Annotated in this window: 18 protein-coding genes and 6 pseudogenes; 14 read left to right on the forward strand and 10 right to left on the reverse strand. The window is 67.8% G+C overall.

Going from position 1 to position 21,502, the window contains the following annotated elements; translation table 11 throughout:
- Window positions 1-400: 400 nt before the first annotated feature.
- Together ACZ68L_RS40625 and ACZ68L_RS40630 are read right to left on the reverse strand one after the other, a co-directional pair.
- Complete coding sequence (locus ACZ68L_RS40625; RefSeq protein ID WP_469588274.1) at window positions 401-1,702, reverse strand: PP2C family protein-serine/threonine phosphatase; 1,302 nt, start codon at window positions 1,700-1,702, stop codon at window positions 401-403.
- A gap of 297 nt (window positions 1,703-1,999) precedes the next feature.
- On the reverse strand, window positions 2,000-2,290 hold the full coding sequence (locus ACZ68L_RS40630; protein WP_469588235.1) for a hypothetical protein: 291 nt from the start codon (window positions 2,288-2,290) through the stop codon (window positions 2,000-2,002).
- Window positions 2,291-2,374: 84 nt separating this feature from the next.
- Between ACZ68L_RS40630 and ACZ68L_RS40635 the strand changes: the two genes are divergently transcribed.
- From ACZ68L_RS40635 to ACZ68L_RS40660, 6 genes and pseudogenes are all read left to right on the forward strand, one after another.
- Window positions 2,375-3,148 (forward strand): heavy metal-responsive transcriptional regulator, encoded by a 774-nt coding sequence (locus ACZ68L_RS40635; protein WP_469588237.1) that lies wholly within the window; start codon window positions 2,375-2,377, stop codon window positions 3,146-3,148.
- Window positions 3,149-3,274: 126 nt separating this feature from the next.
- Window positions 3,275-3,466 carry a hypothetical protein gene (locus ACZ68L_RS40640; RefSeq protein ID WP_469588240.1) on the forward strand — a complete coding sequence of 64 codons (192 nt, stop codon included), beginning with the start codon at window positions 3,275-3,277 and terminating at the stop codon, window positions 3,464-3,466.
- Between the two features lie 96 nt (window positions 3,467-3,562).
- A complete protein-coding gene (locus ACZ68L_RS40645; RefSeq protein WP_469588280.1) occupies window positions 3,563-3,730 on the forward strand; it encodes a hypothetical protein in 168 nt (55 codons plus the stop codon).
- Window positions 3,730-4,062 (forward strand): annotated as a pseudogene (locus tag ACZ68L_RS40650) (transposase); the annotation flags it as partial. The gene ACZ68L_RS40645 and the pseudogene ACZ68L_RS40650, both read left to right, overlap by 1 nt.
- A 148-nt stretch (window positions 4,063-4,210) precedes the next feature.
- Window positions 4,211-4,537 (forward strand): PadR family transcriptional regulator, encoded by a 327-nt coding sequence (locus tag ACZ68L_RS40655; RefSeq protein ID WP_469588243.1) that lies wholly within the window; start codon window positions 4,211-4,213, stop codon window positions 4,535-4,537.
- A pseudogene (locus ACZ68L_RS40660) lies at window positions 4,534-4,638 on the forward strand (DUF1048 domain-containing protein); the annotation flags it as partial. The gene ACZ68L_RS40655 and the pseudogene ACZ68L_RS40660, both read left to right, overlap by 4 nt.
- Window positions 4,639-4,665: 27 nt before the next feature.
- On the opposite strand, the pseudogene pdxR reads toward ACZ68L_RS40660, so the two are convergent.
- The 3 genes and pseudogenes from pdxR to ACZ68L_RS40675 form a co-directional block, all read right to left on the reverse strand.
- Window positions 4,666-6,081: pseudogene (gene pdxR, locus ACZ68L_RS40665) on the reverse strand (MocR-like pyridoxine biosynthesis transcription factor PdxR); the annotation flags it as partial.
- 9 nt (window positions 6,082-6,090) lie between these two features.
- Window positions 6,091-6,981, reverse strand: a complete 891-nt coding sequence (locus tag ACZ68L_RS40670) for a serine hydrolase (protein WP_469588246.1) — start codon at window positions 6,979-6,981, stop codon at window positions 6,091-6,093.
- An 18-nt stretch (window positions 6,982-6,999) separates the two neighbouring features.
- Window positions 7,000-7,176, reverse strand: coding sequence for a hypothetical protein (locus tag ACZ68L_RS40675; protein ID WP_469588248.1), 177 nt, complete (start codon window positions 7,174-7,176; stop codon window positions 7,000-7,002).
- Window positions 7,177-7,568: 392 nt separating this feature from the next.
- Between ACZ68L_RS40675 and ACZ68L_RS40680 the strand changes: the two are divergent.
- From ACZ68L_RS40680 to ACZ68L_RS40705, 6 genes and pseudogenes are all read left to right on the forward strand, one after another.
- A pseudogene (locus ACZ68L_RS40680) lies at window positions 7,569-8,105 on the forward strand (JmjC domain-containing protein); the annotation flags it as partial.
- Between the two features lie 159 nt (window positions 8,106-8,264).
- Window positions 8,265-9,293, forward strand: a complete 1,029-nt coding sequence (locus ACZ68L_RS40685; RefSeq protein ID WP_469588251.1) for a hypothetical protein — start codon at window positions 8,265-8,267, stop codon at window positions 9,291-9,293.
- Between the two features lie 183 nt (window positions 9,294-9,476).
- The gene (locus tag ACZ68L_RS40690; protein ID WP_469588253.1) at window positions 9,477-10,952 is read left to right on the forward strand and encodes an NF041680 family putative transposase; all 1,476 of its coding nucleotides are present in this window, start codon (window positions 9,477-9,479) and stop codon (window positions 10,950-10,952) included.
- 122 nt (window positions 10,953-11,074) lie between these two features.
- Complete coding sequence (locus ACZ68L_RS40695) at window positions 11,075-11,437, forward strand: VOC family protein (protein WP_469588255.1); 363 nt, start codon at window positions 11,075-11,077, stop codon at window positions 11,435-11,437.
- Window positions 11,438-11,484: 47 nt separating this feature from the next.
- Window positions 11,485-11,994: pseudogene (locus ACZ68L_RS40700) on the forward strand (SDR family oxidoreductase); the annotation flags it as partial.
- An 88-nt stretch (window positions 11,995-12,082) separates the two neighbouring features.
- Window positions 12,083-12,604 carry a transposase gene (locus tag ACZ68L_RS40705; RefSeq protein WP_469588277.1) on the forward strand — a complete coding sequence of 174 codons (522 nt, stop codon included), beginning with the start codon at window positions 12,083-12,085 and terminating at the stop codon, window positions 12,602-12,604.
- Here ACZ68L_RS40705 and ACZ68L_RS40710 read toward each other — a convergent pair.
- The 5 genes and pseudogenes from ACZ68L_RS40710 to hydA all read right to left on the reverse strand — a co-directional run bounded on the left by ACZ68L_RS40710 (window position 12,494) and on the right by hydA (window position 16,372).
- Window positions 12,494-13,045 carry a contact-dependent growth inhibition system immunity protein gene (locus tag ACZ68L_RS40710; protein ID WP_469588257.1) on the reverse strand — a complete coding sequence of 184 codons (552 nt, stop codon included), beginning with the start codon at window positions 13,043-13,045 and terminating at the stop codon, window positions 12,494-12,496. The genes ACZ68L_RS40705 and ACZ68L_RS40710 overlap by 111 nt on opposite strands.
- Window positions 13,011-13,345, reverse strand: a pseudogene (locus ACZ68L_RS40715) (transposase); the annotation flags it as partial. The pseudogene ACZ68L_RS40715 and the gene ACZ68L_RS40710, both read right to left, overlap by 35 nt.
- Before the next feature lie 68 nt (window positions 13,346-13,413).
- Window positions 13,414-13,944 carry a GNAT family N-acetyltransferase gene (locus ACZ68L_RS40720; RefSeq protein WP_469588258.1) on the reverse strand — a complete coding sequence of 177 codons (531 nt, stop codon included), beginning with the start codon at window positions 13,942-13,944 and terminating at the stop codon, window positions 13,414-13,416.
- Between the two features lie 21 nt (window positions 13,945-13,965).
- On the reverse strand, window positions 13,966-14,784 hold the full coding sequence (locus ACZ68L_RS40725; protein ID WP_469588261.1) for an IS5 family transposase: 819 nt from the start codon (window positions 14,782-14,784) through the stop codon (window positions 13,966-13,968).
- Between the two features lie 196 nt (window positions 14,785-14,980).
- On the reverse strand, window positions 14,981-16,372 hold the full coding sequence (gene hydA, locus ACZ68L_RS40730; protein WP_469588264.1) for a dihydropyrimidinase: 1,392 nt from the start codon (window positions 16,370-16,372) through the stop codon (window positions 14,981-14,983).
- A gap of 557 nt (window positions 16,373-16,929) precedes the next feature.
- Here hydA and ACZ68L_RS40735 point away from each other — a divergent pair.
- Window positions 16,930-17,820 (forward strand): hypothetical protein, encoded by an 891-nt coding sequence (locus ACZ68L_RS40735; protein WP_469588267.1) that lies wholly within the window; start codon window positions 16,930-16,932, stop codon window positions 17,818-17,820.
- A complete protein-coding gene (locus ACZ68L_RS40740) occupies window positions 17,805-21,305 on the forward strand; it encodes a DEAD/DEAH box helicase (protein ID WP_469588269.1) in 3,501 nt (1,166 codons plus the stop codon). The genes ACZ68L_RS40735 and ACZ68L_RS40740 overlap by 16 nt, the downstream gene beginning before the upstream one ends.
- Window positions 21,306-21,502 lie beyond the last annotated feature (197 nt).

The raw sequence follows: 21,502 nt of genomic DNA on the forward strand, positions 1-21,502 counted from the left end.
CGACGGCGTATGCGCTGACATCGGATAAAACGCCTGCCGCGCATGTGCTCCCACCCCCGACTTTGGTGCGGGAAGTTGTGATGAAGTTGTGATGAGGTTGTGGTGAGAAGCAGTATCTCAACCGAACGTGAACGTTTGATTCTTGCTGGTCAGGCATTGTTTTGGTCGGGGTGAGGGAGAGTTTCGACGTTCTGTTCCGCCTGTTCGGTGAGGGGTGTGAAGTTCCCCCTTCCGGCCCAGGGCTCCGTCGTTCTCGCGGTCGGCCCGAGGGCATCCCCCGCCTGCGGAATTGGCTATGGAGCAAGCACATCGTGTGCCGGTCGCGCACGTCGTCTGCCCCGAGAGAGTCACGACGAAGCGGGTCCTCAGGGGAAGGCAGGCCGTAGCTGCAAGTGGCGTCTCAGTCGGCGGCAGGAACGCGCAAGGCGAGGACGGCCATGTCGTCGTGGCCGTCACTGGGATGCTGATCGGCCAGAGTGCGGACGAAGTCGTCCAGTGGCAGGCCCGCGTGCACGGCAGCGAGGTCGGCGAGCGCGCCCAGCTGGCCGTCGATGGCGTGGTCCGGGTGCTCGACGAGACCGTCCGTGAAGAGGAGCACGATCGCACCGGGCGGCAGAGAATGCGTGTGATCAGGGCGCTCAACGTCAGGATCGACACCGATCGGAATGCCGGGTTCGCCTTGCAGGTATTCAGTGCGGCCGTCAGGCGTGACGACCAGCGGAGGCAGATGACCGGCACTGCTCCAGCGCAGCCGCCAGCCCTTGGCCGCCGGCTCGATCCGTGCCAGACAGGTCGTAGTGACCGGCAGATCGGTGATGGCGTGCACCGTGTTGTCGAGCTGAGCCAGTACCTCGCTCGGCGGCTTCTTCCGGTCGTACAGCAGCGCCCGAAGCATGTTGCGGGCCTGCGCCATCGCGGCGGCCGCGTGCAGGTCATGCCCCATCACGTCCCCGATCACAGCGGCACAGGCGTCGTCGGGCAGGACGACGGCGTCGTACCAGTCCCCGCCCAGGTGGGCCGGCTCGGCGGCCGGACGGTAGAACCCCGCTCCCTCAAATGGAACGAGATCCGGCAACGTCGGAAGCAACAACCGTTGGAACAGCTCGGCACTGGCCCGCACCTGCCCGAACAGACGCGCATTCTCGATCGCCAGCCCGGCCGCACCCGCCAGAGCCCGCACGACCTCCTCGTCGTCGCCGTCGAACGGTCGGCCGTCATGCCGCTCCGACAGATACAGGTCCCCGTAGATCTCACCCCGGACACTGATCGCCACGCCCAGCAGAGCATGCATGGGCGGATGGCCCTCAGGGAAGCCGACCGACGCCGGATGGGAAGGGATATCAACGACCCGTAGGGGCTCCGGATGGTGGATCAGCAGTCCCAGCACGCCACGCCCGTGCGGGAAGTCGACATCACCGAGCGCAGCGCGCTCGTCTTCCGACAGACCGGCAGTGACGAACTGCTCCAAGTGGTCGCCCGAAGCATGCAGGACCCCGAGCGCACCATAGCGGGCACCCACCAGGTCCATGGCGGTAGTGACGATGCGGTGCAACACCATGGGCAGGTCCAGCTCGCTGCCGATGTTCAGCACGGCGTCCAGCAGCCCCTGCAGCCGGTCCTTCGCCTTGGCCAGGGCGCGCAGACGTGAGGCCACAGCCTCCAGCTGCTCGTCCAGACGCAGACCCAGATCCGGGTCGGTCATCGGCTTCGCCGGCTCGTCTTCCGCCACTCCGGAATCACCTCGCTCGTCAAGGCCAACGGTACGGAAGGCAACGCCTCCCGTACCACCGACACCGCGGCAGCGGTGGCCTTGGGAAGCCGGCTGGCCGCTCGTACGGTGGATGCGCGACCGGATCGCGGCGGACACGTCGTCGTTACGCCGCGAGGGTCTGGTTCTGTTGGTGGCGCATGTCCGTTCTCAACGAACCCAGTCGATGTCTCATCGAACTGGGTCGTCTGAGTTCCTCGCTCTACGTACGAGCTGCGGACCCAGCCGGGGCTACACGTACAGGGTGTAGAGGTTGGAGTGGCGGGTGAGGGAGGGGGTGCCGTATCCGCCGGTCTGGATCTGGGTGGCTGACCAGGTGGATCCGTTCTGTACGCCCACGTACAGGGTGCCGCTGCGGTCGCGGTAGGCAAGGTGCAGCTTGTCGGTGAAGGAGGCCAGGGCCGGGGCGTCGTAGGTCAGCCATCCGCTGACGGCGCTGGCCCGCGCCGGAGGTCGGTTCCGTGCCGGCCTCCGCGAAGCGCGCGGGTTCGCAGAATCCTGAAGGGGCCCTCGGGCGAACACGTACACAGGTGGGGGATCCGCTGCTGATCCGGTGCGGGTTCCGGCTTGACCTTCGAGCCGGGTCGAAGGTTTACGGTCGGCGGTGTGACGACTTACCGCATCTCGCAGCTGGCCGAGCGCTCCGGCGTTCCGGCCACGACGCTGCGTTTCTACGAGGACGCCGGTCTGCTGGCCGCCGACCGCACACCGGCCGGGTATCGCGTGTACGGCGAGGATGCGGTGGAGCGTCTGGCCTTCATCTCGTCGGCCAAGCTGCTGGGCCTGGCTCTGGAGGAGATCCGCGAGCTGCTCGATGTCCGTGAGGAAGGCGTGTGCGCGTCCGTGCGGGCGCGGATGCTGCCGTTGGTCGCGGACCGGATCGCGGAGACCGACGGCCGGATCGCCGAGCTGCGCGCGTTCTCCGACCGCCTCGCCGGTGTCCACGACGAGCTGTCGGGCCCGGCGCCCGCAGGGGCGTGCGGTCCGGACTGTGGCTGCACCACGACCAGCGCTCCGGTGGCCGGGCCTGTGCCGGTGGCGCTGTCGCCGACCCGCCGGGGGCCGGCTGCCGAGCCGTGGCGGGACGTGCCGGTGGCCTGCGCGCTGGGCGGCGCCGAGCTGGGCGAGCGCACCGAGCAGTGGCAGCAGCTGGTCGGCAAGGCCGAGCTACGCGAGGAAATCGACGACGGCGTACGCCTCTCGTTCCCCGCCGGCGCCGAGCTCGCCGGTGAGGTCGCTACCCTCGCCGCGGCGGAGCAGGGCTGCTGCGCGTTCTTCGACTTCACCCTGCACCTGACCCCGACCGCTCTCCAGCTGGAGGTGCGGGCGCCCGAGGCCGCCGCCGGGATGCTGGCCGACCTCTTCGGAGCGAACGTATGACTGCCTCATCCCCCGGTTCCCGTCCGTCCCGGCCCTGGAAATGCCCTCGGCGTCGGCGCGGCCGCGGTCGCCGCCTGCGCGGTGTGCTGCGCGGGTCCGATCCTGGCCGTCCTCGGCGGTATCGGCGTGACCTCCGCAATCGGGGCGCTGTGGATGCCCGTCCTGGCAGTACTGACGGTGGCCGCCGGACTCGGCGTACTCGTTGTACGGCGCCGACGCCGGGCGGCGTCCTGCCGCAGGGCACCGGCGCGGGCCGATCTCGGCATGCCGACCCTCGGCCCACCTCTAGAGACGGACGGCGGCAAGGCCGCTCGCTGAGAGGGAGCCACAGGTCTGGCTGCCCACGGTGGCCTGTGAGGATGAAAGCGCGCGGCCGCCACGAGGGGACCGGTACAGCACGAAGGATCAGTTCGAGTGTCGCAGCAGGGACCGCCGGGCCTGCTCGAGCGGATGGAACACCACCAGGTCGCGATCTACCTGGCGGCGATGGCCGCCGGCGGGCTGCTCGGCTGGATGGCCCCCGGGCTGTTGACGGGGAGTCAGGGTCGTAGGAACGTCGCCTCGCCGCCTGGGGGGCTGTGATGACCCGTCGTCTGCCGTGTCCGCCCGCTCCGGGGCCGCTGGAAGCCTATGCGGCACGCTTCGATGACCTGCTTTCCACACTGGCACAGCGCCGCGGGTTCCGTGAGTACCTCGCGGGGCCGCTGCTACCGCGGGGCCGGAACAAGACCCTGACCTGCCTGGCCGGCACGGAGCCGGTGGTCGGTGCCCAGCACCCCTCGGTGCAGCGGCTGCAGTTCTTCCTGTCAGAGTCGACGTGGGATCACGAGCGGGTCAACGCCCGCCGGGTGGAACTGCTGCTGGCGGATCCCGCGACCGCGCCGCACGCGGGCGGGGTGCCGGTGATCGACGACTTCTCTGTCAAGTTCAGCGTGTTGCGGTAGGGGAAGCCCCGAGCTTGCAGAAGGCAAGACTGCCGCACTGACACCCTTCACTACTCGGTGATACCGCATAGTGGTATTCGGTACTACGCAGTACCGATAGCGCCGAGGAGGATTCGCGTTGGACGACCTGACGGAGATGCTGAAGGGCACGCTCGAAGGGTGCGTGCTCGAAATCATCGGCAGCGAGGAAACCTACGGATACGCCATCACCCGCCAGCTGAACGAGCTCGGCTTCGCCGACGTCGTCGAGGGGACGGTGTACACCATCTTGCTGCGACTGGAGAGGAACAAACTCGTCCAGGTGACGAAACGACCATCCGGGGTGGGTCCGCCGCGCAAGTTCTACGCGCTCACCGACGCCGGACGCGAGGAACTCGCGAAGTTCTGGACGAAATGGCAGTACGTCTCATCACGCATCGACAGGCTCAAGGAGGGCGGGAGATGAACTTCTGGGAGACCATCACAGGCAGTGATCTCACCAGGGACTGGAAGGCGTTCGAAGCCCGGGCCAAGGCCCTGCCAGACGACCACCGGGCGGCGTGGGACCTCCGTCGCGCCGCGCGTGCCGGTGAGCGTGACCAGGACGTGCAGGCCCGCCGCCTCGCCGGAGATGCGCACCTCGGAGCCGAAGTGTTCGAGCAGGACCTCGATGAGGCGGCTCCTGCGCTGCCGGTACAGCCGGGTCATCCGGCTGATGTGGCGGGTGTAGGCGCCGGTCGCGATGAAGTGGGCGAGCGCGTCCTGGTCGACGGTGGGCGTCAGCCGGTCGGTGATCCACTTGATGCCGAGGAAGGGCTGCACGAGGTACGGCGGGAGGATCGCGTACCCGATCCGCAGCGCGGGGAAGAGCGTCTTGCTGAAACTGCCGACGTAGACGACGGTGTCCCGGTGCCGGGCGGCGGCCAGGGCGGGCAGGCGCTCGGCGGTGAAGGTGAACTCGTTGTGGTAGTCGTCCTCCAGGATCGTCGCGCCGCGCTCGTAGGCCCAGTCGAGCAGGGCGCGCCGACGCTCCTCGGACATGATGAAACCGGTCGGGAACTGGTGCGACGGCGTCACGTACACCAGCCTGACCCGCGCCGGGTCGTGCCCCTGCGCCCGCACACACGCGTCGATGTCACCGACCCGCAGCCCCTGCTCGTCCACCGGTACGGGCACCACGGTGGCCTCGGAGCAGCCGAAGACCTGCCGCAGCACGGTGTGGCTCGGGTCCTCGATGACGACCACGTCACCCGGCTTCACCAGCATCCTGACGAGGATGTCCATGGCCTGGGTGGCGCCGCCGGTGACCATGATCCGGTCGGCGGACGCGTCCAGGGCGCGGCTCTGCCGCACCAGCGTGGCGATCTCCGTACGCAGCCTGGGCGAGCCCTCGGCCGGTCCATAGCCGAGCGCGGCGGCGTCGGCCCTGCCGTACGCCTCCTGGAGCGACTGGAGCCAGCGCGCCACGGGGAAGTCGGCGAGCGCGGGCGTGCCGTGCCGGAAGTCGAGGGCGGTGCCCGGACGGTAGGTGGGCGCGGGCTCCCACGGCTGCCACAGGGAGTGGCCCTCGTCCGTCGACCTCGGCGGCTGCGGGGCGAGCGTCGCGGGCACCGCCCGCCGGACACCGGCCTTTGCCCCGCCCGCGAGCCCGGCGACCCGGGTCCCGGAGCCGCGCCGGGCGGTGAGAATGCCGTGGGCCCGCAGCAGTTCATAGGCCCGAGTGATCACGGTCCGCGAGACCCCGAGCTGAAGGGCGAGCTCCCGGGACGCGGGCACGGCGTCCCCGGGCCGCAGCTGCCCCGACCGCACCAGCACCGTCACCTGATCACACACCTGCTGCTGCAAGGACGCGCCACTCTCCCGATCCAGGACGATGAGCAGCTCCGACGACCCCACGTTGTCCCCCCTCAGTCCCCCGTCAGCGCTGACGAGTCTGCCACGATGCCGCGGGAGGGGGCCGTCGAGGCCACGTCGGCACGCTTGGGCTGAGCGGGGTGGGTCCACCGCCACGCCATCACGTCATGACGTGAGCACCGCGTCGACCATCGACGTCGCGCGTACGTCGTCGGCGCCACTGATGATGTGGTTCATGGCGTAGCCGAAGGCGACACCAAGCTCCGGATCGGCGAAGCCGAGGGAGCCGCCGCGGCCGTTGTGACCGAAGGCACGCGGTCCGCTCATGGGGTTGTCCTCGGTGGGCAATTGGTATCCGGAGCTGAATCGGCTCGGCGCCATCAGCACGCGGTCCATCCCGGCCGCCTGCTCGTTAGCCGCCAGCGTCAGGGTGCCCGGGGTGAGCAGACGTACGCCATCCACCTCTCCGATCAACGCCGCGTACATCCGTGCGAGCGCCCGCGCGGTCCCGATGCCGTTGGAAGCCGGAAGCTCCGCTGCCTGCACCTCGGGTGAGTTGAAGTCGATCCCCGCCGGTTCGGTAACTGTGTACGCCCTGTTGCTGAGCGAGCTCGGGTCGCTCCAGGCAGCAACCTGGTCGCGCAAATTTTCGGCGAGCAACTCCGGAGGCACGGTGGTGAGGTCGGTATCCGGCTTGCTGTGCACCATGTGGCTGACCCGGTAGCGAAGGCGGATCGTGTCGGTGTACCGGGCAGCGCTCAGGAGACCGGTGATCAGGGCGAGGTCGCCACGGGCCTGTTCCAGAAGACGGGCGCCGCCGAGTTGGTCGTCGAGCGTGCGGAGGGTGCTGATTCGTTGCTCGATCGTCGAGACCATCGTGTCCGTAACGCGATCGCCGTTGAACGCGGAGGCGAAGGCGGAGGGCGCCTCGGCCCAGCTCGCCGCGAGTCCCGTCAGGGCGGCGCCGCTGATCGTGAGGAAGCCTCTGCGGTCCAAGTGGCCACTCCCCACCAGGTCAGTCAAAGCCTCGACGGTTCCGGCCTCGTTCCAGGGCATGCTGAGCCCGGCCACTCCCTATGCGGGCAGCCAGTGCGGCCAGGGCGAGACGTGCGCCTGCTCGTACGGCACCTCCAGCAGGTCGGCGAGCACGTGTCGAGCGTCGGCATCCGGCTCCTGGCCCTGCTCCCACTTCCAGACGGTGGTGCCGTTGGTCGCGAGCGGGATTCCGAGCGACCTCCCATGGGCTTGCATGAGTCGAGCGAACTCGGCCTTGCCCCAGCCGCGCGACTGTCGGACGCAGGCAGCGGGTGGATCGCCAACGGTTCACCAGACACGAATCACCTCCGTCATCCCGTTGGGACGTCGCCCCGGGCCGCTTTACCCCGCGTGCGTGGAAGGGCGTCCCCAGGAGGAACCCCGTGGAAACGTTCCGCGCCTGCCCGCACTGGCCGTTGACTGGGATCAGCCGTCCAGAAGCAGGGCATCGAGCCTCCACACCCGGGCGGCGGCCTCACTCCAACAGGCCTCCCGCCGGGACTCCGACAGGAGACGGAAGAGGAAGGAGCACGAGGTGACATAAAGTACGAAGACAACGCCGCCGGCCCCGAGTGGCCTCCTGGTGGCGGTGGAGGAGCTCGCCGCCGTCCACCCGGACGGGCAGCGGTTCGGGCAAGAGCCTCCATGTGACGTTCGGCATCACCAAGCGCACCGGGGCGAGTTGGCTGGCGTGCCTGGGCGACTGGTGTCGCGAGCGGGAGGTCTTCCGGCACGACCTGGACCGTCAGGACCAGACCGACAACGAGGCTCTGGCCGAAGCTGCCGCCCGCCTGATCGACGAGCGCTCCCCGGCCGACTATCTGGCCGCGTACGAGCAGGCGACGACGCTACCCCGACACGTCCCGTTCCTCGACGCCCTGGCCCCGCTCGACGCTGTGGTGTGCACCACTCACTTCCCGCCCCAACTCCACTGGAGCAGAAAGACCGTCACCGTTGAGGCATCGGGCAAGCGGCTCACCCTCACGGCCAAGGCCGTACCCGCACTGCGGCTGCTGCTCAGCGGCCGCCCCGTTTCCCTGGAGCGCGCAGCGGCCGTCGTCGGGGCCGAGGTGGCGGAGGTGGCCGAGATTCTGGTGAAGGAGGAACTGTGTGCGACTCTAAATGCCAAGCTCAGCTTGGCGTTTAACGTCCGGCTTCGAACACGCGGGCCTGACGATCACGGATCTGCGGTCTGGGTCAGGAAGGGCAGAGCTCGCGTCCCGCCAAGCCGCGCGAGGGTAGTCCGTCTGCACGGTTGTCGGTCCGCTCGGGCCTGATCAGACTCAGCGGTGGGGTGGTGTGGAGTGGGCGATTGGCGGACCGATCCGACCTTCGCGATGTGTCGAGCACTGGTGGATGGCGCGGAACTGGCCTCCTTCGCGGGCGGTCCGTTCGACGTGCGTGCAGTGGTGGCCGCCATCTCACCCGAGGCCAAGGACGGATTCCTGCTCGACGAGGTCCCCTGGGAGAACTTCCCGCAGGGGGATCGTGTCAGGGAAGCCGTCCATCTGCTGCATGTCGGCGCGCCCGTTCGCGTCGGCACGGGCGTTGTGGACGGCATGTGCGCCAACGACATGAGGGCCGCCGCCGCGCTCGCCGTGCCGTTCATGGCGCGCATCGCCGCCGACACCCGCCACGCCCACCGGGTCGATACGCTCGCCGAACTCTCCTCGCCAGCCCGCGCACGGCACTTCGGCGTCGCCTCCCGCGATGAACTGCTGCTCCACCGCTCCGACACCCACGGCGACGACCTCTACGACAGCTACGGTGTCGAGGTGACCGGCTACCCGGCGGGCTGGTCGGTCGCCGCCGCCCGGTCCGCGATCACCGCCGACACGGCCCTGTTGCAGCCCCTTCTCGACGATCCCGACTCGACGATCCGCGTCCACGCCGCCTACGCACTGGCCACCGCAGCCGACCCCCACCGGACCGTCCGGTCAGCTCTTCGCACCCGGTTCGCCATCGAGCAGGACCCGATCGTCCGCGCCGCCTTGGTCCTCGCCATCGCTGAGGCCACCCGCGCCCACCCGCATTTGCTGGCCGCCGCGTGGATGAGCGATCGGCTGCAGGACCGGACGCAGGCGCCCGAGGTCCGGCTGGCTGCCGCGATCGGCTGGCTCTGCCTCGCCGACGAACCCGCTCCCAAGGACCTGCGCGTCGCCGTCGACGACCTCGCCACCGACGAGCGCGCCCACGCCATGGAAGCCCTGCCCTGGATGGGTGCCGCCGGCGGATCCGGCGAGACAGGGCTGCAGCGCTGTGTCCGAGAGATGCTCCACCCCGAGAGGGCCGATCCGGTGGGGTGCGACGACCCGTGGGCCCCGTGCCACTGATGGCGGTAGCAAGCCGCCATTGCTGCCAACCGGTTGCGGCGATTCGCGCTTGGCTTCTCGCGTCCGGCTTCGAACAAGGGGCCCGGTGGTCACTCGTCCGGGTGTTTCCGGGACGGCAGCACGGCCTTCGCGTGATCCTGAACTCGACCAAGAGGTACAGGACATGACGCGAAGGCCGTAGTGGTGAGTGTGGTGGAACAGGCCGTGCAGTGCGATCCGTTCGCGGAACTGTCACGCTTTCGGGGGGTCTTCTACGACTGCCTGACCGGACGGCGCGACGCGCTGTTCGAGCTCACCGACGCGGTGCTGTGCACCGACGGCCCCGTGAAGACCCTGGTCGACTTGGCGCTGGCTCCCGAGCACCGGCGCGGGCACGGCGCCCTGTACGGCGCGCTGAACCGGGGCCGGCTGGACGTCGATCGGCTGCGGGCCGCGCTGGCCAGCCTGTCCCTGCCGCGTGCCGCCGACGGCCGCCTGGTGCTGGCGGTGGACGTGTCGCCGTGGCTGCGGCCCGACGCCGACACGAGCGACGCCCGTTCGTTCTGCCACACCTACGGTCGAGGCGACGCCAGGCACCAGATGATTCCGGGCTGGCTCTACTCGTGGGTCGTCGCCCTGGAATCGGGCCGGACCTCGTGGGTCGCCCCGCTGGACGCGGTGCGGCTGAGGCCCGGCGACGACCTCGCCGCGGTCACCGCCTCGCAGCTGCGGGAACTGGTCGAGCGCTTGATCGCCGCAGGCCAGTGGCGCCCGGGCGACCCGCTGGTGTGGATCGTGGCCGACGCCGGCTACGACGTGATGCGGCTGGCCTACCTGCTACGCGACCTGCCCGTGGAGATTCTGGGCCGTCTGCGCTCGGACCAGGTGATGCGCCGCCCGGCCCCTACCCGTGCGGAGTTCGCCTTGGCCAACCCGGCCGGTGGGCGGCCGCCCAAGCACGGCAGTGAGTTCATCTTCAAGGACTCCCGGACCTGGGGCGCCCCGGACGCGGAGACAAAGGCGGAGACCACCCGCTACGGCACCGCCCACGCCCGGAGCTGGGATCGGCTCCACCCAGAGCTGCAAGGGCGCGCCGCCTGGCGGGACCACCCCGGCCAGCTTCCGGTCATCGAGGGCACCGTCGTCCGACTCCAAGTTGACCACCTGCCCAGCGGCGGCGACCCCAAGCCGCTGTGGCTGTGGTGGTCACGGCCCACGGCCGGCCCTGCGGGGACCGACCTGGCCTGGCAGGCATTCCTGCGCAGGTTCGACATCGAGCACTTCTTCAGGATGATCAAGCAGACACTCGGCTGGACCGCTCCGAGACTGCGGGAAGCCGAGGCGGCGGACCGCTGGACCTGGCTGATCGTCACCGCCCGCACCCAGCTCCGCCTCGCCCGCTCTCTGACCACCGACCTGCGACGGCCTTGGGAGAAGCCGGCCGAACCGAACAAGCTCACCCCAGCACGGGTCCGACGCGGGTTCCGACACCTGCACGCCAGAACCTCAACGCCGGCCGCAGTGCCGAAACCCACCTGCCCCGGCCCCGGGCGCCCGCCCGGCTCCAAGAACCGCCGCCCCGCGAACCGCTACGACGTGGGCCTGCTCCTGGCCATCGGCGAGTCCTACCGCCGACCGGCTCACCACAAGGTCGGCACCAAGCCACGCCGCACTGGATAAATCACAAGTTGAGGGCCTGTGTCGGAACCTGGGCCGGGCGACCGCAGGTTGGCACGCCTGCAGGTGGGGCTGCACCGACCCACAGGCTGGACCGCTCGCGAGCGAGTGGCATAGTGAGCCGGATGATCGGACGCCTGTACACCGTTGTCATCGACTGCCCCGACCCGCGTGAGCTCGCCGGATTCTACGAGAAGCTGCTGTCGCTCTCACGACAGGAGGACCCCGGTGAGTTCGTCGTGCTCCAGAACGCCGCGGGCACCCCGGTGGTCGCCTTCCAGCGAGTGGACGACTTCCGCGCGCCGCAGTGGACGGATTCCGCGCGCCCTCAGCAGATGCACATCGATGTAATGGTCGGGGACCTCGACACGGCTGAGGCCCAAGTGCTCGCCCTCGGTGCGACGCTGCTGGAGGGTTCGGACAAGCCGATCGGGTACCGGGTCTACGCGGACCCCGTCGGCCATCCCTTCTGTCTGGTCACTCCTTAGGGAGACTGAGTACCTTTCTTCGAACTCCGGTGATGTTTTCCCAGGTCGCCGCGCAGCGACTCGGTCCCGTCACAGGCCTGGTCAACAACGCGGGGGTCAGCGGCCCCAACGGGCGGCTGGCCGAGGCCGACGCCGAAGGCATGCGCCAGGCTCTGGGCGTCAATGTGCTCGGCTACCTCTTGTGCGCGCGGCGCGCGGTGCGAGACATGTCACGGACCGGCAGGGGCGCCATCGTCAATGTCTCCTCGGCCGCAGCGACCATCGGCAGCCCTGGCCAGTACGTGCACTACGCCGCAGCGAAGGCGGCGGTCGACGCGATGACTGTGGGCCTGTCGAAGGAAGTTGCCGCAGACGGTATCCGCGTCAACTGCGTCGCCCCTGGCACCATCTGGACGGACTTTCACGCGGACCCTGAGCGGCCCGCCAAGGTTGCCGCCAACATCCCCATGGGCCGGGCCGGGCATCCCGAGGAGATCGCCGGAGCCGTCTCCTGGCTCCTGTCCACTGACGCCTCCTACACGACCGGCGCGGTTCTGCGCGTGGCCGGGGGCATGTAGCGAGCGACGCGAGGACGCCAACCAGGGGGCAACGGGGTTCGCCTGACGATGGTCCGGACCCTCACCGAGAGCGGGGAGCGTCGACAGTCTGGAGCTCGGCCCCGCGGCCGACACTGTCCCCTCCGACACCCGCGGCTTCGACGCGGGCAAGAAGGTGAAGGGACGCAAGCGGTTCATCGTCACGGACACCTTGGGCCTGCTGCTCGCGGTTCACGTGGTCGCGGCGAACATCCAGGCCCGCGACGGCGCGAAGCGTTCGTTGCTGTGGACCCGCCTGGACCATCCGGGCGTGCAGAAGATCTGGGCGGACCAGGGCTTCGCCGGCCGCCTCGTGGAGTGGTCACGTACGATCCTCGGCCGTGAGCTGGAGATCGTGCGCACAGCCCCGGACCAGCGTGGATTCCAGGTCCAGCCCAAGAGACGGGCGGTCGAGCGCACCTTCTCGTGGCTCACCGCCCACCGCCGCCTTGCGCGTGACTACGAGACCAGCCCGGCTCGCTCAGAGACCATGATCCGCTGGGCAATGATCGGCATCATGGTCCGCCGACTCACCCGTGGCCGACCGGCGACGCGTCCCGGCCCGCGCTTGCTCCTGCGAGACGTTCCGTAGATACGCCAGCCGTCCCTTCCATGGGGAACGTCCTGCGGCGGTGCCCGATGGAGCCAGGAAGTGTTCAACCTTCTGTTGCAGGTCAGGGGGTAGGCCAGCCAACTTCGAGACGATCTCGCTCAGTTCTCGGCCGAGTTCGGGAAACTCGGCCCAGACCGATGGGTTCCTGGTGAGGAGCGCGGACAGCAGATCACCTTCGTACATGTGCCCCTCTGCCATCGGGTTCTCCCGCAGTACCTCCAGTGCCGGTGGCAGGAGGTAGGGCAGGCCTATGTGCTGCCCGATCAACAAGTGCATGTCCTCGACGGTCAGCTCGCCGATCGGCCGACGCCGCAAGGCGTGAGCGGTAGTTACAAGACGAGTGTCGTCGGCTGACGGATCCGGCCAGCAGGCGCGTTCAAGCTCTTCAAGGGAGCGGGCGTGGTTCAAGTGGTGCGCCACCGATCGATCGTCCCACGACCAGACTCAAACGCGGTCTGAGGCAGCCATCTATGAGGTGCGGTCGGTACTGGGTCTTCTTGAGGCTGCGCTTCACGGTGGCGGCAATCTGGTCGAAAGGTTCGCGGCGGCGAGGTTGCCGATCGTCCGTTTCACCAGGGACCAGATGCCTTCCTGTGGGTTGAGGTCGGGTGCGTAGGACGGGAAGCGGAAGACGGTCAGCCAGTCCTCGTTCGCTGCGATGAAGTCTTTCATCTGCGGCATGAGATGGGTACGCAGGTTGTCCCAGACCAGGACGATGGCAAGGCCCTGAGGAGAGTCGCATTCGCCCGGTTTGGCCAGGTGCGAGCCGGTGCCGGATGTCCGCGTCGTCAGCCGACCCTCCGGGCCAACACCTGCCCCGGCCATGACCCGGACAGGAAACGATCGGTGGGAGTGAAACCTCTGCGCTCGTAGAACGCGACCAGTTCGCCCCCGCCGCCCGCCCAGCAGTCGACCCGCAGCAGCTCCACGCCGGCCCGCCGGGTCTCCCCTGCGGCATGAGTCAGCAACGCTGCGCCGATGCCCAGACCGGCGTGCTGTCGGTCGGAGACCAGCAGCCGGACATACCGCTCGGGTTCCCCGGCCGGCGCGATCGGCATCTGAGGGCTGGGCCCGGAGTCCAACACCAGGGCTCCGACAGGTGATCCGCCCAACTCCGCGACGTAGGGGGTGTTCTCGGTCATGTACCGCTCGACCCGCGCCACCCCGCCGGGCTTCTGCGAGTACGGTGTCGTGCCCCACTGCTCGGTGTTGCCGCGATCGTTCATCCAGGCCACCGCAGAGTCGAGCATGTCCAGCACGGCTGGTGCGTCGGCCAGGTTACCTGGTCTGATCCGTATGCCATATGTGGTGTCGTTCACGACGAAAGCTTAGACGGTGTCCTATGTGGTGAGTCGGAGGAGTCGTTTGTAGCAGCAGAGGGTGGCGGCGAGGCCGAGGAAGGCCAGGTAGTTGCGGGGGTGGCGTTTGTAGCGGTGGTTGAGTCTGCGGTAGCCGGTCAGCCAGGACATGGTCCGTTCGATGACCCACCTTCGGCGTCCGAGCCGTTCGCTGGATTCGATTCCTTTGCGGGCGATGCGGACGCCGATACGTTTCCCGCGGAGCCATCTCCGCAGGTCAGGGATGTCGTATGCCTTGTCGGCGTGGAGCTTGCCGGGTTTATGGCTCCAGCCGCGGTGGGGGTCGCGTCTCGATTGGAGACCGGCCACCATGGGCTTCAGACCTTGGCTGTCGTGGGTGTTGGCAGCGGAGACGCCGACGACCAGGGGCAGCCCGGCCGCGTCCGACAGGACGTGCATCTTGCAACCCGGCTTACCTCGGTCCACGGGGCTCGGACCTGTGAGTTCGCCCCCTTTTTTGGCCCGCACGTGGACGGAGTCGAGGACTACGCGGGTCAGGTCGAGCAGTCCGCATTCGTCGATACGGTCGAGCACCGCCTCGTGCAGCCGGCCCCAGACACCGGCTCTGGACCAGATGACGAAGCGCCGGTGGGCGGTGGACTTCGAGACCCCGAAGCAGGGCGGCAGTGCCCGCCAGGCACACCCGCTCACCAGCACATAGATGATGGCCGCGAACAGCGTCTCATCAGGCGTGTCCTGCGTCCCGCCACCCTGCGGACGCACCCTCGACGGCGGGATCAACGGCTTCGCGATCTCCCACAGCCCGTCCGGAACAATCCAACCCCACGTATCCCGCCCCATGAACAACCCAACGAGCCGTCACCACATAGGACACCGTCTTAATAGTCTCCGTGCTGCGGGCTCCGGCCGTGGATCCCAAGAGAGCTGCACAATCGGCGTGGACAGACGAAGCTGACCGCAGGACGTCGTCGCGCACTGGCCCATCACCGGCGTGCGCCACCCTCTGAGGCCCGGGTATCCCATCACCACTGTCGAGTCAGTTCGTGTACTGGCAAATACCGCGTGGCAAGTAGGCTCCGTGTCCGGACTTCCCCACATACGCACGGTTTTCGATCACGGGAACCCCGCGCGATAGCACGGTCTCAACCCGCCCCACTACGCGTTTACCCTCGTAAGCCGAGTAGTCGACATTCATGTGATGCGTCTCTGCGGAAATGATCTGCTCGGCAGTCGGGTCGTAGATGACGATGTCGGCGTCCGCTCCCGGAGCAATCGTGCCCTTCTTCGAATAAAGGCCAAACATGCGAGCAGGCGCAGCACAGGCAATCTCGATCCAGCGACGTCGGCTGATATGCCCGTCAACAACGGCCTGGTGCAACAGGTCCATGCGGTTCTCGACACCCGGCATGCCATTCGGGATCTTCGAGAAGTCTCCCCGTCCCATCTCCTTCTGCCCCTTAAAGCAAAACGGGCAATGGTCCGTGGACACCACCTGCAGATCATTCGTCCGCAACCCTCGCCACAAAGCTTCCTGATGCTCCTTCGGGCGCAGCGGAGTGGAGCAAACATACTTCGCACCTTCGAATTCAGGCTCAGCAAGGTTGTCGGTCGACAGGAAAAGGTACTGCGGACACGTCTCACCGAACACAGGAAGCCCCTCGTCCCGAGCTCTCGCCAACTCTGCGACAGCCTCCTGAGCCGACACATGCACCACGTAGAGGTGAGAACCCGCAACTTGGCTCAGCTTGATCACCCGGTGCGTCGCCTCTGCCTCAAGGAGCGCCTTGCGGACTTCGCCGTGATAGCGCGGGTCCCTCTCACCGCGCGCCAGCGCCTGCTCTACGAGCACATCGATCGCGAGACCGTTCTCCGCATGCGTCATTACCAGGCCACCGTTCGAACCGGCGCGCTGCATGGCTCGAAGGATCTGACCATCGTCAGAGAGGAAGACCCCCGGGTACGCAGTGAAGAGTTTGAATGATGTAACGCCGGCCGAGACGAGCCCGTCCATCTCTCTGAGCGAGGACTCGTTCACATCGGACATGATCATGTGGAACGCGTAGTCGATCGCGCACTTTCCATTCGCCTTTTCATGCCAGGCATCGAGCCCTTCACCTAGGGACCCGCCCTTGGACTGGATCGCAAAGTCGATGATGGTTGTCGTGCCGCCCCACGCCGCAGCCCGGGTACCGGTCTCGAAAGTATCGGAAGCGAACGTGCCACCGAACGGCATCTCCATATGCGTGTGACCATCGACCCCACCCGGAATCACGTACTTCCCGGCAGCGTCGATGACGTGGTCGGCCGTCCACCCATGACTGTCACGGGTGGCCATGGCCACGACGTGGCCACCGTCGACGAGCACATCAACGTGCAACTCGTCGGCGGCCGTGATCACCAGTCCGCCCGTGATGAGAGTGCGTGCCATAGCTTCTGCTCCATTCGCGTCGGATCAACGGCGTTCGCTCTTGAACCGTTCTTGCCCGCCCGGTGCGCCCCGATGAGGATCTACCGACGGGACAGATAGGCGACTTCGCCCCGCCGGCCGTTCGAGATCTCCGCGTCCCTGCAGGTCAGATGCTTACGAGGACTGAACATCCCTGGTCACCCGAGCCAATGAAACCCTTGGATTCTCTGAAATGCCCCTTCGACGTCGCCTCCCCCATCCGAAGAAGAGGCCCATTGAAATGCCGTGGTCATCTCGGAATACGTCCCCACCACCCTGCGCACTCACAACGGAGCCGCAGAGCTCCACCTGCTCATCCACGACCAACAGCTCGTCATCGCAGTGACCACACCTGCGCCGGCCCACCGAGGACAGCAACGACGTCCCCAGTCAGGCCGCTGCCAGCGCAAATGCTCACGCACGGACGGCCCTTCGGCTTCGAAGAGGACCACTCGATAGGGTGACGCTGCCGAGGGCCACCTCGGTCCCTGCACCCAGCCGATACGGTGCGGGTCGTTTCGGACGAGCAGGGGGTTCGGGTGGCAAACGTTTCGCCCGCGCAGGCGCTGGCCCGAGCGACGGCCGTCGGTGGGCGGGTGGCCGATCTGGTACGACGAGAGCCCCGAGGAGACGACCAGACGTGCCGCTGGGAGCTCGTCGTGACCCTCAGCGGCAGCCTCGAGGACCGGGCGGCTGCCGGGTGGATCATCGCCGATGAGATCATGCGGGAACGCACCGGCGGGCGCCCACGGAGCTACGGAAAGTGGCGCGATGCCACCTTAAACGGGGTGAAGCTGACCGGGAAGGATCACGCCCTGGTGGAGCACTACGCGAAGCCCGTCTTCGAAGCGGCAGCGGCGAAGAAGGAGCACAATCACGGGCTGGCTGGGTACGTGGGCGAGTGGCTCTGGTACCTCCTGACCCGCGACCTGCCCGAGGATCCAGCGCGCGCCGTGGAGATTCTCGGACCGCCTAAGGCCGCCGTCAACGACGGAGGCGGCGACGGACTCATCGTCTACCGGGAAGACGGAACGGCCCGGGGCTTCTCCTTCCGTCTGTGGGAGATGAAGAAGTACACCGGGAAGGCGAACCGGCCGGATGGGGCGATCCACAAGGGCTGGACGCAGCTCAGCACCAAGGGGGCGACCTACCTGGGAATGCTCTCCTGGGGCGACAAACTGCTCGCTGACGACACTCGGGAGTTCGTGGGCAGTCTGGCCGAGCAGTGGGTCGATGAGGAGGAGTCGGCCGGCGGCGGGGTCAGCGTCGCACTGAACACCACGGCGATCCCGACAAAGGCCTTCCACCTCGCGCACGAGCACTTCACCACTCACAAGCACCCTGGCGCATTGCAGGGCCTGGTGGTGGCGCTCGACGATCTCGAGGGCTTCGCCCATGAGGTGAGGGAGTACGTGTGGACCGCACTCTAGATCCGGTTGCACTCGCGACCGCCCTCGGAGAACACCGCCCTGGCGGGGTCCTGCCCTCGGCGCAGGAACTGCTGGCGTCCATCACCCGGCTGGAGATTGCCGCCTTCGGCGGGGACCAGGAGATCCCCGACGATGTGCTGGCGACGGCGTGGCTTCTGCACGGACTGGCCGCAGTCGAGCCGGAGACGCCCGGGTTCGACCCGATGCGGACCCGGCAGGCCCTCGCGGTCAGCGCGCACGTGATGGATCTGGCCCTGGCCGACGGGCGCCACTCCCCGACCGAGCGGCTGAGGATCGCCTTCGCCGCCCAGGCCGGGTACCGCAGGTGTGAGCAAGAGCCCAACGCCACCGCCGTCTACCGCCAGGTCAAGAGTCTGGTGAATTTCACTTCCTCGCTCCCGGCGCACCTCGATACCCTGGCCCTGGAGGCCGGTGTCGTGTTCCTGGCCTTCGACCGGCCCGACATGAACAGGGCCCTGTCTGCCTGGCGCCGCCAGTTCGCTGAGCTGCGCATGCTGATGGACGACGAACCGCTGGCGGGCACGATGTACGGCCCCGCCGAAGCCGTCGTCGAGGCGGTCCACCTCCTCCGACTGTTCCTCTCGTTCGGTGATCTGGACCGTCTGCACGACGCACAGGACCTTCTGGGTAGCGTGCTGGACGGGCGTGCCGGCCGCGGTGACCCGTCCGCCCGGTGGGTCGCGGCCCACCTTCTCCATCTGAGCGGCGAAATGGCCGCCAGCAGCCTGTACACGCTGCTTCCGCAAGGGACACCGGATGCGGTTGCCCGGACCTTCACTGTGTCCCACCCGCCGGTGTTGACCCTGTGGCCCCCGCAACGCCAGTTGCTGAACCTGGAGCGGGGCAACCCGGTCGACCCCGGCACTGGCCGCAGCCTGATCAGCGTGCCTACCAGCGCGGGAAAGACACTGATGGCCCAGCTGATCATCTGCTCCCACCTGGCGCAGAAGCCCGGCCGCGTGATCTATGTATCGCCAATGCGCAGCCTCGGCCGGGAGATGAGGGCCGCGCTACGCGGTCGGCTACGGCTGATGGAACGCAAGCTGGTCGCCGAGCAGCCGGACTTCCCGCTCGCCGACGGCAGCGGGTCCCTAATCGGGGACGTGGACGTCGTGACCCCGGAACGGCTCATGCACATGATCCGCAACAACCCTGGCGATGCGTTGGACGAAGTCAGCCTCATCGTCGTTGACGAGGCCCACCACCTCACGCAAGGACGACGCGGCTTCGTGCTGGAGAGCCTGCTCGCCCTCCTGCGAACCCGCCCCGACATCCGGCTGGTGCTGCTGTCAGCCGCCGTCGGCAACCGGGCTGCCCTGGCTTCGTGGTTGGACCCCACACGGCCACCGGAGGAGGTGTATTTCACCGACGACTGGCGCGGCCCCCGGCGGCTGCACGGCCTTATGTACCCGCAGCTGCTCAAGGGCAAGGCGAAGCTCACCACGCGTAACCCGAGCAAGAAGCAACCCTCCACCACCCGGGCCACCGTGCCGGTGGTATCCCAGCTCGACGTCCGGCCGACTGCCACCAGCGGCACCTTCGGTCTGACCATCCCCGACGTCGGCACCAGGGCGTACGCCTCCGCCAACTCTTGGCAGTGGAACAATGGAACCAAGCTCACCGGGAGCATCCAGGACTACAAGGTCTTCGCCGCCGGCGCCGCTGCCCTGACCCGTGCCGGCAGCGTCCTGATGGTCGTCGCCAGCAAAGCCATCGCCAGAAACGCCGCGAACGCCATGGCCGAGCGGTTGGGTGTCCGGCCCGAGGCCGCGGCGCTCACCGAGTTCCTGGCCGAGACCCTCGGCGAGCAGCACCCCCTGGTCAACTGCACCCGCCACGGCGTCGCCTTCCACCACGGTGACCTTCCCGACGACGTCCTCCACGCCGTCGAACAAGGGCTTCGCGACGGAGACCTGCTGGCCATCGCCAGCACCACCACTCTCACCGACGGCGTCAACCTTCCAGTACGCACTGTCATCATCAATCACACGATCGACGGTGATTTCAAGCGCGAGAAGCAGCGCAGCCTCAGCCCAGCGGAGCTGCTAAACGCCATCGGCCGGGCCGGCCGGGCTGGGCGTGAGAGCGAAGGGTGGGTCATCCTCACCCGCCCTACCCGCGCCTACCCGCCACGCTCAGCGGAGTTCGAGACGCTCACCCCTGACGCTGAGCAGCTCACCGTCACTTCCGAACTGCTCAGCGAGGAAGCACTGTCGGCCCTGGAGGAGGCTGAGCGGCAGCTGCACCAATACCTCGGCAACCTATTCGATGTGACAGGGACTGTCGCGGCCGACTTCGCCACGTTCGTGTGGCTCGTCCTGCAGACCCATGCCGAGACCCTTCACGCACCCGGAGACCGGCTAGACCCGGTGCGATCGCTGCTCGCGATGGAACAGGCTGACGACGCGTCGGTCCCGACCCGCTGGATGGCGCTCGCGGAGAAGGTCGCCACGGTCTACGACACCACCGACCCTGGCTCCGCACGTCGCTGGGCCAGCACCGGCACCAGCCTCAAATCCGCGCGCTCCCTCGACAGCATCGCTCAGCGCCTCGCGGAGCAGCTCGTCGCCCAAGCGGACCCAGCAGACGCCCCAGACGAGATCAGCATCTTCTTCGGGCCGCCCGAATGGCAGCTGGAGCAGACTATGAGCTTCCTGTCCGAGCAAGGCGTCTTCGAGGAGCTTCTGGAGATGCCCGAGACCTCCGGGTGCTGGGACTTGGACTCAGACGTGCCGATCAGCGGCGCGATCCGGGACTGGATCTCCGGCACCTCCATCCCGGAACTGGCGCGCACCTGGATGCCCGACAGCGAGCCGTCCGATCCCCAGCCGCTTGAGCAGGCCGTGCACAACATCAGCCAGGCCTTCGAGCACGCGATCAGCTGGACAGCCGGCGCCTTGGTCAACCTCGTCAACACCCACCCCCTGCTGACCCCCACCACGCCCCGCCTGTTCACACACACGGCCTGGCACATCCGGCACGGCGTCGATAGCGAGCAGGCAATCACCCTGCTCACCTCCGGCATCACCTCCCGCCGCCTGGCCCACCAGATTGGCCGCGCCGCAGCAGATGCCCGCATCAGTTCCGGCGAGCTTCGCACCTGGCTCGCCGATCAGCAGATCGACGGCTGGATCACCGCCTACAAGGCCAACACATACGAGGTCGAGGACCTACTCGACTACGTGAGCAAGTCGGCCAACCCGCTCAACGAACTGTTGCGAGGTCGCCCCGTGACCATCCCTCTTGCGCTGGTAGGACCGGGCACCGCAGACGGGCCGGTCACCCTGAACCACCCAGGCAAGAAGCCGGCGACCATCAAGGTCAACCGCGACGGCAGTCAGATCGCCGCCATCCCCGCCGCCCGGCATCACGCCGTCCTCACCGTGATCGACAGCGGCCTCGACCTCACCCACCGCCTTGAGGCCGGGCAGCTGGTCACCACCTTGGCAAGGGCCAGCTCGTAGGGCGTCGAGGTTGGCCAGCGCCGGGCAGGATCGGCCTCTCTGCGGAAGGCGGCTTCCACAACCACGCCGCCGACCCCGCCCGCGACTGGCTGACAGTGGAGCCGGAAGATTTCAAGTCCAGTGAGACGGTCGTGACGCTATGAGGTTTGTGGTGTGGGTTCCCTGCGCTTGGCTGGGTCGTTGATCCATGCGGTCTG

It is taken from the genome of Streptomyces sp. NPDC104309 (genome assembly GCF_055584025.1).

Bases quoted from the DNA above. Each gene is read 5' to 3' on its own strand.
- ACZ68L_RS40625 (WP_469588274.1), bottom strand. From the start codon at position 1,702: ATGACCGACCCGGATCTGGGTCTGCGTCTGGACGAGCAGCTGGAGGCT.
- ACZ68L_RS40670 (WP_469588246.1), bottom strand. From the start codon at position 6,981: ATGCCCTGGAACGAGGCCGGAACCGTCGAGGCTTTGACTGACCTGGTG.
- ACZ68L_RS40675 (WP_469588248.1), bottom strand. From the start codon at position 7,176: ATGCAAGCCCATGGGAGGTCGCTCGGAATCCCGCTCGCGACCAACGGC.
- ACZ68L_RS40695 (WP_469588255.1), top strand. From the start codon at position 11,075: ATGATCGGACGCCTGTACACCGTTGTCATCGACTGCCCCGACCCGCGT.
- ACZ68L_RS40725 (WP_469588261.1), bottom strand. From the start codon at position 14,784: ATGGGGCGGGATACGTGGGGTTGGATTGTTCCGGACGGGCTGTGGGAG.
- hydA (WP_469588264.1), bottom strand. From the start codon at position 16,372: ATGGCACGCACTCTCATCACGGGCGGACTGGTGATCACGGCCGCCGAC.